13 protein-coding genes are annotated in these 11,076 nt (G+C 45.4%); 7 read left to right on the top strand and 6 right to left on the bottom strand.

The window, feature by feature from the left end:
- Nucleotides 1–932: phenylacetate--CoA ligase family protein (locus tag F7C14_RS08560; protein WP_290901852.1), on the top strand; the 932-nt coding region annotated here is incomplete at its 5' end.
- On the opposite strand, the gene F7C14_RS08555 is transcribed toward F7C14_RS08560, so the two are convergent.
- Entirely contained in the window at nucleotides 933–2,105 is a 1,173-nt protein-coding gene (locus F7C14_RS08555) for an acyl-CoA dehydrogenase family protein (protein WP_290901849.1), read from the bottom strand. It abuts the gene before it with no gap.
- A gap of 232 nt (nucleotides 2,106–2,337) precedes the next feature.
- On the opposite strand from F7C14_RS08555, the gene F7C14_RS08550 reads away from it, so the two are divergent.
- The 5 genes from F7C14_RS08550 (at nucleotide 2,338) to F7C14_RS08530 (ending at nucleotide 7,746) form a co-directional block, all read left to right on the top strand.
- Nucleotides 2,338–3,516 carry a thiolase domain-containing protein gene (locus F7C14_RS08550; protein WP_290901847.1) on the top strand — a complete coding sequence of 393 codons (1,179 nt, stop codon included), beginning with the start codon at nucleotides 2,338–2,340 and terminating at the stop codon, nucleotides 3,514–3,516.
- A gap of 5 nt (nucleotides 3,517–3,521) precedes the next feature.
- Nucleotides 3,522–4,025, top strand: a complete 504-nt coding sequence (locus tag F7C14_RS08545; protein ID WP_290901845.1) for a Zn-ribbon domain-containing OB-fold protein — start codon at nucleotides 3,522–3,524, stop codon at nucleotides 4,023–4,025.
- A gap of 4 nt (nucleotides 4,026–4,029) precedes the next feature.
- Complete coding sequence (locus tag F7C14_RS08540) at nucleotides 4,030–5,988, top strand: 3-hydroxyacyl-CoA dehydrogenase/enoyl-CoA hydratase family protein (RefSeq protein WP_290901843.1); 1,959 nt, start codon at nucleotides 4,030–4,032, stop codon at nucleotides 5,986–5,988.
- 67 nt (nucleotides 5,989–6,055) lie between these two features.
- A complete protein-coding gene (locus F7C14_RS08535) occupies nucleotides 6,056–6,793 on the top strand; it encodes an electron transfer flavoprotein subunit beta/FixA family protein (RefSeq protein ID WP_290901841.1) in 738 nt (245 codons plus the stop codon).
- Nucleotides 6,790–7,746: an electron transfer flavoprotein subunit alpha/FixB family protein gene (locus tag F7C14_RS08530; RefSeq protein ID WP_290901839.1), complete on the top strand. Its 957-nt coding sequence runs from the start codon at nucleotides 6,790–6,792 to the stop codon at nucleotides 7,744–7,746. The genes F7C14_RS08535 and F7C14_RS08530 overlap by 4 nt, the downstream gene beginning before the upstream one ends.
- Before the next feature lie 17 nt (nucleotides 7,747–7,763).
- Here the strand turns inward: F7C14_RS08530 and F7C14_RS08525 are convergent, their stop codons facing one another.
- Together F7C14_RS08525 and F7C14_RS08520 are read right to left on the bottom strand one after the other, a co-directional pair.
- Nucleotides 7,764–7,967, bottom strand: a complete 204-nt coding sequence (locus F7C14_RS08525) for a hypothetical protein (RefSeq protein ID WP_290901837.1) — start codon at nucleotides 7,965–7,967, stop codon at nucleotides 7,764–7,766.
- The gene (locus F7C14_RS08520; RefSeq protein ID WP_290901835.1) at nucleotides 7,964–8,716 is read right to left on the bottom strand and encodes an AAA family ATPase; all 753 of its coding nucleotides are present in this window, start codon (nucleotides 8,714–8,716) and stop codon (nucleotides 7,964–7,966) included. Before F7C14_RS08520 ends, F7C14_RS08525 begins: the two co-directional genes overlap by 4 nt.
- A gap of 108 nt (nucleotides 8,717–8,824) precedes the next feature.
- Here F7C14_RS08520 and F7C14_RS08515 point away from each other — a divergent pair, with 108 nt between their 5' ends.
- The gene (locus F7C14_RS08515) at nucleotides 8,825–9,238 is read left to right on the top strand and encodes a DUF1641 domain-containing protein (RefSeq protein WP_290901833.1); all 414 of its coding nucleotides are present in this window, start codon (nucleotides 8,825–8,827) and stop codon (nucleotides 9,236–9,238) included.
- Nucleotides 9,239–9,245: 7 nt separating this feature from the next.
- Here F7C14_RS08515 and F7C14_RS08510 read toward each other — a convergent pair whose 3' ends face one another.
- From F7C14_RS08510 to F7C14_RS08500, 3 genes are all read right to left on the bottom strand, one after another.
- Nucleotides 9,246–10,133, bottom strand: coding sequence for a diacylglycerol kinase family protein (locus tag F7C14_RS08510; RefSeq protein WP_290901831.1), 888 nt, complete (start codon nucleotides 10,131–10,133; stop codon nucleotides 9,246–9,248).
- Complete coding sequence (locus F7C14_RS08505) at nucleotides 10,130–10,675, bottom strand: DUF447 domain-containing protein (protein WP_290901829.1); 546 nt, start codon at nucleotides 10,673–10,675, stop codon at nucleotides 10,130–10,132. Before F7C14_RS08505 ends, F7C14_RS08510 begins: the two co-directional genes overlap by 4 nt.
- The coding region (locus F7C14_RS08500) for a triphosphoribosyl-dephospho-CoA synthase (protein WP_290901827.1) at nucleotides 10,659–11,076 on the bottom strand (418 nt) is incomplete at its 5' end. The genes F7C14_RS08505 and F7C14_RS08500, both read right to left, overlap by 17 nt.

Below are 11,076 nucleotides of genomic sequence, written 5' to 3'. Positions count from 1 at the left end.
GTCTTTACATGGTGGGAGTTAGAAGAGAGGATGTTTTTCAGAACATGGTAAACTACAGCCTCTTCACGGGAGGTTTGGGATTTCACTACGCCGCTGAAAGGATAGGAGCTACGACAATCCCGGCTGGCGTGGGGAATACGAGAAGGCAGTTAGAACTCATGATGGATTTGGGTACGACTGTCATCCACTGTACGCCAAGCTATGCTTTGAGGATTAAGGAAGTTGCTGAGGAGTGGGGTTTAAGCTTTGAGGGGAGCAGACTCAGGATCGGATGCTTCGGGGCTGAACCTTGGAGCGAAAATTTGAGGAAAAGACTCGAAGAATTTTTCGGAATTAAAGCCTTCGACAGCTACGGTTTGAGCGAAATGAATGGCCCAGGAATTGCCTTTGAATGTGAAGAGCAAAACGGCTTGCACGTATGGATCGATCACTACTTCGTTGAGATTGTTGATGAGGAAGGTAATCCGATGGGGGATGGAGAAAAAGGCGAACTGGTTTTAACTGCTCTAACAAAAGAAGCAATGCCCATCTTGAGGTACAGAACTGGAGATGTAACGTTTTTAATCGATGAAAAGTGCTCCTGCGGAAGAACTCATCCGAGGATAGCGAGAATAAGCGGGAGGGTTGATGACATGGTAGTTGTAAAGGGAGTGAACGTTTACCCTTCTCAAGTGGAGCACTCTCTGATGAAAATTCCGGAAGTTAGCGGAGAATTCCAGATAATCGTCGACAGAAACACCCTCGACAATGTAACTGTCAAGGTGGAGGTCTCGGAGGAAAAAGTGAACTCGAAGAATTTGAAAGCTAAAATCGAAGAGACCCTTAAATCAGACCTTGGTGTTAGGGTTAACGTGGAACTCGTGAAAAAAGGAGAGTTGGAGAGAACAAGCGGAAAAGCGAAAAGAGTTGTGGATTTGAGGAAAAATTGTTAATTACCTTCCTTTGAATCCGAAGATGTTCCTCGCTATTATCAGCTTCTCTATCTCCTTCGCCCCCTCGTAAATCTCCGTTATCTTCGCATCTCTGTAGAACTGGTTTATCGGATACTCGTCGATGTATCCGTATCCTCCGTGGAACTGCAAAGCCCAGTTGCAGGTTTCAACTGCCACCTCTCCAGCGTACCACTTAGCCATTGCTGAAAGAGTGTTATCTGGCTTTCCTGTTTCAACCTGCACCGCAGCAGCTCTGTAGGTTAGCGTTCTCGCAGCCTCTATTTTCGTCGCCAGCTCAGCTATCTTGAACTGGATGTACTGGAAAGCAGCCAAAGGAACTCCAAAAGCTTTTCTTTGCTTCACGTAATCCACAACGAGCTTTAACGCTCCCCTCGCAATTCCTACAGCCTGTGCCGCAACCCAAACCCTCGTTATGTCGAAGAACTCCATCATGTAGTAGAAGCCTTTTCCTTCCTCTCCCACCAGATTTTCTGCTGGAACTCTGACGTTGTTCAAGCTAACTTCCGCTGTATCAGTAGCTCTAATCCCCATCTTTCCTGTTATTTTCGTGGCTTTGTAACCCTCTCTATCCGTTTCTACTATGAAGTAGCTTATTCCCTTGTGTCTTTCTTCGAAGCTCTTTGGCTCGGAGGTTCTTGCCGTAACGAGGATGAAATCTGCTATGCTTCCGTTTGAAATGAACTGCTTAGTTCCGTTCAAAACCCATTCGTCACCGTCTTTAACAGCCCTTGTTTTTATGCTTGCTGAATCGCTTCCGGCATCTGGTTCAGTGTTAGCCATGCCCATTATCGCATCTCCCTTCGCAACTTTTGTAACGTACTTCTCCTTCTGCTCCTCGCTTCCGTGCAAAAGAAGTATCTCAACTCCGAAAGTCGGAATCAAGCAAGCCAATCCTAAACCCGGATTTACTGCTGAGAACTCTTCCATTACAATCATCTGCTCAATCGGTCCGTAACCTCCTCCTCCGTATTCCTCCGGAATGGCTACAGCATGGAATCCAAGTTTTGCGCACTTCTTCCAAAGCTCGAAGGGGAACTTCTCTTCTCTATCGCACTCTCTTGCGAGTTCTGGAGTAAACTCCTTCTCAGCGAATTCTCTCGCAGCTCTCCTTATATCCTCCTGCTCTTCGGTAAACTGAAAACTTATCGGCATACCACCACCTCTGAAGTATAATTCTATCTAAGGAAGTATAAAACTGTTTTGGCGAAGATAAAAATTCTTTAAGCTCCAATTCTGAAAAGAAATGTATATATACCACCTAACGCAAACTTCGTAAAAATAATGACAAATCTGAGGAAGATTTAACTTTTTCGATCTCTATTCGGCAAATAAAGCCACGAGAACGGGAAAAGTTTATATAATTAAAGAACGTGAAAGAAATTGTATGGCAGTAGCTATTATTGGAGTTGGACACACTAAATTCGGAAACAGGAGAGACGTTAACGTTCCGGAACTCGCTTGGGAGGCAATGAAGCAGGCTTTCGACTCGGCAAACGTTGAGCAGAAGGATGTAGACTTCTTCGTCGTTGGAACAGCCGGATTGTGGAGCAGCGAAGCGGCAGTACCCTCCCTCATGGCGGAGTACGCTAAACTCGGAGTAGGAAGCATGCGAGTTGAAGCGGCTTGTGCAACCGGAAGTGCGGCTATAAGGGTTGGATACACCGCTATAGAAAGTGGAGAAGCCGATGTAGTTCTCGTTCTCGGCGTGGAAAAAATGCAGGAGTCTACGAATCCAACGGTGATCGAAATTATCGGCAGATTCGGAAGTTACTTCTGGGAGTTCGAAAATTTCGGTTTGACTTTCCCAGCCTACTATGCCTTACATGCCACAGCCTACATGGCTAAGTACGGAGCGACGGAAGAGGACTTCGCAAGAGTTGCTGTGAAAAACCACTACTACGGAGCGAAAAATCCGAACGCTCAATTCCAGAAGGAAATAACGCTCGAAACAGCTTTGAATTCACCCTACATTGCTTGGCCCTTTAAACTTTACGACTGCTCACCGATAACCGATGGGGCAGCCGCTGTTGTTTTGGCGAGCGAAGAAAAGGTTAAGGAATGGGGAATAGAGGAGAAGGTTTGGATTCTCAGTCAGGGCGTTGGGACTGGAACGGCGAATTTAAGCAAGAGGGAAAGCTTCACGTCACTTAAATCTGCCGCTTTTGCAGCCGAGCTTGCTTACAAGAAAGCTGGAATCGATATGGACGCTCCTTATAAGCAATTAGACGGGGCAAACGTTCATGATTGCTTTACCGCAGCGGAGATAATAGCTTACGAAGATCTGAGGTTTGCCAAGAGGGGAGAAGGTGTTGAGCTTATAAGAAACGAGCAAACATACATCGGCGGAAGGATTCCCGTAAATTTGGATGGCGGTTTGAAAGCTAAGGGTCATCCGATAGGCGCTACTGGAGTTTCCCAGGCTGTTGAAGCTTACAAGCAGCTTTTAAGTAAGGCTGAAGCTGGTAGACAGGCTGAGATTAAGAACGGAAGATGGCTTACCCACAACGTTGGAGGGACTGGACATTACAGCTACGTTACGATATATTCCCTTGAAAAGAGGTGATTTTTGTGGAGGAGTTTAAGAAGGCTGTTGAGAGGAATATAGCGGAGTACGGATTTCCGGTGGCTTTGGATGAGAAAACCGGAGCTATGCAATGGGTTGACATGAGGAAGCTTGAACTAAGCTACCTGATCTGCATAGATAACATTGCTCCCTTCTTCGAAGGAATGAGGGAAGGCAAGCTCCTAACGACCAAATGCAAAAAGTGTGGCGAGCTGTTCTTCCCTCCCCAGAAAGACTGTCCGAATTGTAGAGTGAGCGAGATGGAGTGGGTTGAGCTGAAGAAGGAGGGAGTCCTCGAAACTCTTACTGTTGTTTTCGTCAGACCTCCAAGCTTTGCCATGCATGATCCTTACACTGTGGCTATAGCAAAACTCGACGATGGGGTAAAAATAACAGCTTGGCTCAGAGGAGATCCAAGAAAAGTCAAGCCGGGGCAGCGAGTGAGAGTTGAGATATCGAGAAGAAAAGAAGGGTATTTAATGTATGAGCTCGTTCCCATAGAGGGGTGATGAAATGGAGATTAAGAAGGTGGCTGTTGTTGGAGCCGGAACGATGGGAAGCGGAATAGCTCAGGTTTGTGCAATGGCCGGCTATGAGGTGTGGGTTAGGGACATAAGCGAAGAAATTTTGGGCAAAGCTAAGGAGACGATCGAGAAGAATTTGAGGAAGGCTGTAAACAAGGGGAAGATCAGCATTACAAAGCTGAAGGAAATTGAAACCAAACTTCATTTCACAACGGACTTGAAGGAAGCTGTGGAAGATGCTGATCTTGTGATTGAGGCGGTTCCCGAAGTTATGGATTTGAAGAAGCAGGTATTCAAAGAGATTTGCGAGTACAACAAGAAGGCAATTCTCGCGACGAACACTTCCGGATTGAGCATAACCGAGCTTTCGAAAGCAACAGACAGGCCAGACAAATTCGTTGGAATGCACTTCTTCAACCCTGTGCCGGTTATGGCTCTCGTAGAAGTTATAAAAGGAGAGCACACGAGCGAGGAAACCGTTAAGATAGCGGTTGATTTCGTTAAAAGTCTTGGAAAAACTCCGGTTGTTGTTAAGAAGGACGTTACCGGATTTATAGTTAACAGATGTCTCGTTCCTTACTTGGTCTTGGCCATACAGGATGTCGAGAACGGCGTGGCAACTAAAGAGGAAATAGATGCCACGATGCTCTACAACTACAAGTTCCCGATGGGACCGATAGAGCTTTCCGACTTCGTAGGACTGGACATTCTGTATTACTCCACCCAGCAGTGGGACATCGTACCGAAATCGAAGCTTCTTGAGGAGAAGTTCAACGCTAAGGAGCTCGGAATGAAAACCGGAAAAGGATTCTACGACTGGAGGCAGGGAAGACCGAAGATTCCGAAGGAAGCAGCTGGAAAGTACGACGCTCTTAGGCTCATAGCTCCTATGGTGAACATAGCTGCAAGCCTTATTGAAATGGGCGTTGCAAGTGCCGAGGAGATAGACACGGCAATGAAGCTCGGAACGAACATGCCGAAAGGTCCTTGCGAGCTTGGAGACGAGATTGGCTTGGACGTCATTTTGGCTAAAGTCGAAGAAATTTACAAGGAGAAGGGTTACGAAATTCTGAAGCCATCAGAGTACCTGAAAAAGCTTGTAGCTGAAGGAAAGACAGGAAAGAAGGCTGGAGCGGGATTCTACAATTACGAGAAGGCGGCTTACATGAACATAAAGATTGAGAAGGTCGAAGAGGGAATAGCGAAGCTCGTCATAAACAGACCTCACAGACTCAACGCTTTGACGATAGAAACCCTAGATGAAATAGTAAGAGCCTTGGAAGAGCTTGAAAAAGACGAAAGCGTGAAGGTTCTGATAATAACGGGAGAAGGAAGAGCGTTCTCAGCGGGACTTGATCTGCAGGCAACATTGGAGGGAGATATGCTGAGACCGGCTGTAGCTATGATGCTTGCCATGAAGGGGCAGCAGACGTTTACGGCAATAGAGAGATTCTCGAAGCCGGTTATAGCTGCGATAAACGGTTACGCCTTTGGAGGAGGTTGCGAACTCGCTTTAGCTTGCGATTTCAGAATAATGGCGAAAGGAGCTCAGATTGGTTTAACAGAGACAGCATTGGGAATTATCCCCGGCTGGGGTGGAACGCAAAGAATGGCTAAAATTGTGGGAATTGCCAAGGCTAAGGAACTCATAATGCTTGCCAAGAGGCTTAGTGCCGAGGAAGCTGAAAAAGTAGGGTTGGTTCACAAGGCTGTTGAGCAAGAGAAGTTCTGGGAGGAAGTGATGAACTTGGCAAGGACTTTAGCCAAGGGTGCTCCGATCGCTTTGAGACTTGCGAAGTATGCGATAAACTTCGGCTACGAATTGCCGGTTGAAGCTGGACAGGCTTTGGAGTCAGCCTACTTTGGCGTCGTTGCCTCCACAGAAGACGTGCAGGAGGGATTTGCTGCCTTCTTTGAGAAGAGAGAGCCGAAGTTCAAAGGTAAATAATCAATCATTTAATTTTTTTAGAAAAAATAATTAAACTTCTCGCAAAAATCTCTCAGGAGGTGGTTAAGTGAAGATAATTGTTTTAGCGAAACATGCAGCAGATCCAGAGAGCGAGATTCACCTCAAGGACGAGAAAACACTTGATGAGAGAGGTTTGGTTTTCGACATAAACGACTGGGATAGGTATGCTATCGAAGAGGCGATAAGGATCAAGGAAAACATAGGAGGAGAGGTTGTGGTTGTGGGAGTTGGAAAGAGCGACGACACTCTGAGAAAATGCTTGGCGATGGGTGCGGACAGAGCGATAAAGATACCCATCGATGAGGGAATGGATCCTTTTGTAACGGCTTCGGCGATAAAAGAAGTAGTAGAAGCTGAAGGTTTCGACTTGATAATAGCCGGTTTGATGAGCCAGGACTACAACAACGCTCTCGTTGGTACGCTTCTGGCTGGAATGCTCAACGTTCCTTACGCAACAGCGGTAACTTCTCTGAAAATAGAGAACGGCAAGGTTAGAGTGACAAGGGAGCTTGAAGGTGGATATCAGGAAGAGGCTGTTTTGAGCACGCCTTGCTTAATTACCGTGCAGAGCGGTATTAACGAGCCAAGATACGTGTCGATAATGGGTATTAAGAGAGCGAGAAGCAAGGAGCTTAAAGAAGTCAGCGTTTCCGCTCCCGAAGGAGTGTACGAAGTTGAAAGGATGTACTATCCTCCGGTAAAGAAAGCTGAGATAATTACCGGCTCTCCGGACGAAATCGCTGACAAACTTATTCAGATACTCAAGGAGAGGGGGTTGCTATGAGGGTTTTTGCTGTGGCTGAGATCAGGCTTGGAGAACTCGATCCGGTTAGCGTTGAGCTTCTCAATTTGGCAAACGCCGTAAAGGGAGATGGAAAGAGCGAAGCTGTTGTAATTGGCAAGGATGTAGGAAAATTTGCCGAAGAACTTGCAAAGTACGCTGACGTCGTCTGGAAGATAGAGGACGAATCCTTGGAAAACTACAATCCGGAACTCTACGCCGATGTTCTCTTGCAGCTGTTCGAGAAAGAGAAACCGGACTTAATTCTATTCCCGAACTCTTCAAGAGGAGCAGAACTTGCTCCGCTTGTGGCTTCGAAGCTAAACGCTCCGATTGCCACGGACGTTGTAGGAGTTGAAGTGAAGGATGGCATTAAGGTGAGCAGGTACATATTCCAAGGGAAGTTGATGGTTGACATAATGCTCAAGAAAGCCGAGTGCTACGTTCTCACTGTCAGACAGGGTGTTTTCAAAGAAGGAGAGGAGATGAAAGGAGAAGTAAAGGAAGCGGGGATCAAGCCGAGTATAACTCCAAGAAGAGAGTTCGTCGGAATTATTGAGCCAGAAGTTGGAGAGGTCGACATCTCCCAAGCTGATATAATAGTTTCAGTCGGAAGGGGAATAGAAGATGCTTCCAACATAGAGCTGGCTGAAGAACTCGCTAAGCTTCTTGGAGGCGTCGTGGCTGGAAGCAGACCGGTGATAGACAACGGATGGCTGCCAAAGGACAGGCAGGTTGGAATTTCCGGAAAGACAGTAAAGCCGAAGCTGTACTTGGCTTTGGGAATAAGCGGGGCTTTTCAGCACGTTATGGGGATGAAGGACAGCGAGCTTATAATTGCTGTGAACAAAGATCCTGAGGCTCCGATATTTGGAGTAGCTCACTACGGCATAGTTGGAGACATTTTCGAGATAGTCCCAGTTCTGATCGAGAAACTCCAGAAAATCAAGGGATAAACCAGATTTTTATTTTTTTATAAAACTCCAGTTAACAGTAAAAGTACGGTTATCGCCACCAACACTATAAGGACATCCACAACTCTAACTACAAAGGAGTTTTCGGAAGACACGATCTCTTCGAGATCCACCGAAGAAATTACCTTTTTCTCATCTACTTTTCCACCCTTCAATTCCGGGACTTCTCCGTCTTCCATCAAAGCCTCTATGTCTTCCCTCATGCCAACCTCAAAAAGTACTTTAATTTCCCGTACTTTTTAATTTCGGTCTTCATACCAGCCATGTTTTTCGCAAGCTTCGCAACATCCTTTGAAACAGCTGAGGACGGAAAAGCTACCACGAAAGGCTTACCGATTTCCCACGCTTTTTTCACGAGTTTTGACTCCCTTACGATTCCGGCGAGATTTTCACTGATCTCTTTCTGCGCAAGTTCGGCAAGAGCTTTTTCGCCTTTGTATCTGTTAACGATAACTCCGCTAACCTCCTTACCAATTGAAGAGGCTACGCTTATAACTCTCTTTCCGTCCTCTATTGAAGCTTTTTCCGGATTTACGACCACGTAAATTTTCTCGGAAGCCATAATTGGAAGTAAAGCATACTTACTCAATCCGGCGGCAACATCAACGATAACGAAGTCGTAATCTTTATCCAACTCCTTAACAACTTCCGGAAAACCGTCTAAATCTATTTTCTCAAGTGGTCCGGAGGAAGGGAGAACGTGGAGCGTTGTTTCTTTTTTTCCAACTTTAAACGGCAGCTCGTATATGGCTTCCTTAAGCGAAGCTTCCCCTTTTAAAACTTCGGGAAGTGAAGCTGACGGACTTAAATTCAAATGCACGTGAACGTTGGGTAAGGCAACATCTCCATCAACAACAACTGTTCTGCCAAGAAAAGAGAGGAGAACAGCCACATTTACAGATATCGTCGTTTTCCCAACTCCGCCCTTTCCCGAAGCTATTGCTATGATCATTTAAGGGGAATTTGCATCTCCTAAATATAACCTTTTTTAAACACTGTAATTCAAGCAAATCCCAAACATTTTGAAAAAGTTCAAAAACTCTTAGCTTCAACTACACCCATGGAAGAGGACAGACTTCTGTTGCTTGTGGAGAAACTTTCGGAAGAGGTGGAAGTTGAAAAGCTTGAAAGGCTTTTGTACATGCTCATAAAACTTGTAGAGGACGAAAAACTTATGAAGGCTTTGGAGCTCGTGGAAAGCCTTATTGACGGTATAACTTTACTCTCAGAAATGTACGACGAGAATTTGCAGAGCAGAATTGAGAATTTGATAGAAGCTGTCGCTCCCTGTGCTTTGAACATGGATAGAAAGGTGGGAGTAATCAGTGAAGCAGCAGCTCAAGCTTTGAGCGAAAGCTTAAACTACGAACCAGTGGGGTTGAGGGATTTATTAGGAGCTTTGAGAGATCCGAATGTTCAGAAAACACTTGGATTTTTAGTTAAATTCGCTAAAGAGTTTGGAAAGAGAATTTAAAACTTTTTTACTTCTTCTCCTTCAAAACCCTCACAGCCTTTTCCAGAACTTCCACAGTAGCTTTTCCGTAAACTTGAGGATTTCCGTCTGCCGAAATTACAGTATTTGCTTCTATCGTAACTTTCTCGTTGTAATCCAAGCTTACCGTTTGGGTTACTATCGGCTCGATCTCTCTGAGTTTCTCTTTGGTGTACTCTGCCACAACCAGCGGTTCGCTTACTGAAGAAACAACGGCCGGAAAACCAACGAATGTCGCCATCGCAAGTCCGCCAGCAGAACCCTTTCCGAGGAACTCTTTCGAAGTTAAATTCACGAAGATGTTTCCGAATATTCCTTCGATTCTCTTTTCGCTGACCGTGATTCTTCCCCGGAATTTCTTTGGCTTAGCACGAACCTTTTCTCCTTTCATGAACTTTTCGGCATCAATCTGGGTTATTTTTCCGTTAATTGTTGCTAAAATTGTGTTTCCGGCAACAACGTCGTTAAAAGCGAGTCTGTCCGTTTCAATAACCCTTAAAGCATCGAGTTCGATAACTTCAAGTTTTTCCGGATCGAAGTCGGGAGGTGTTATGAGCTTTCCCACGTTTGTAGTTCCCGTTCCAATGCAGAGTAGAGGTGTTTTCGGTTTTGCTGAAGCTGCGTCGCTTGCAGTCCCATCTCCCCCGAAAACAACTATCAAATCGACCTTTCCGTCCATCAACCTCACTAATCTCTTTGTGTCCTCTCCCGTGAAAGTCCTTTTTATCCTCACGACCTCAGCTCCTTTAAAATAGATCTCTCCGAGTTCTTCCTGAGCGACGAGCTTAACTTCTCCAAGTTTTTCCACGACTTCTCTCACGAGATTTTTGTCGACTCCTTTCCCGGCGTAGGGGTTAATGACGATTCCCAGCTTCATTCTAAATACCTCAGCATTAACTCAAACGCTTCCCTCTCTTTTTCTCCTCCGCACTTCTCAACTAATTCCTGATATTCCAGAGCTTTTCTCTTGAACTCCTCCCTTTTGAAGTAAACGTATCTCGTTGCGTTGACCAAAGCTTCTATTATGGCGTTAAATCCTCTGTTCACTGCCCTTATCTCTCTTTTAACGACCCCTCCCCTAACGAATTCTAAGTAGGCGATGCTTCCTTCAAGCTTGGCGTCGAACTCCAGCCAACTTAAAGCGCTTTTCAGAATCGGAGGATCCAGACTTTCGAAGTACTCTTCGCTCAAATCTTCAAACGAAGCTTTTACAAAAATTATCGGATCGTTAACGACGTTCACGTAAAGTTTTCCGCTCTTTTTCAAAAACTCTTTCGTGTGATTTTCGTAAAGTCTGACGAAAATCTTATCTCTAACAACAACTCCGATGGGAGCAGTGTTTATCCACTCCCCCAAGGTTATCCCTATGACCTCGTTTATCCCTTCCCTCAACCCGAACTCTTCAAGCAATTTTCGCACCCTCCATTAAAGCGAGGTATATTCCTGCTGCCACGATGTCGGCTATGCTCCCCGGATTTATTTTTCTCTCTATCAGCTTTTCGTCGAATTCCATGAAAATTGAAAAATTCCCGAGCTCTTCGAAATCCTTAAGACAAACTTTCACCTCTTCCATAATCTTTTCAGCCAAAGATTTCCCGTGTTTCGCTATTACAAGCGGATCGGGAACTTTCGATAGCATTTCATGGTAAGCTAAGACTATAGCCTTCTCAAGGCTGAACTTTTCACTCCAGTAAAGTATTCTGCTTTTGCAGTCAGTAGTGAGTTTATAACCATTCGTAAGCTCCTTAGCCACAACGTTCTCTTCGGGAGCTCTTCTCATCCATTCGTAAAGAGAAAGCTTGTTTTCCGCTATTTCCTTC

Origin of the sequence: Ferroglobus sp., assembly GCF_015521575.1 — an archaeon.
GTDB lineage: Archaea > Halobacteriota > Archaeoglobi > Archaeoglobales > Archaeoglobaceae > Ferroglobus.
The sequence above is the reverse complement of the archived record's forward strand: the minus strand, read 5'-3'. Positions and strand labels throughout refer to the sequence as shown.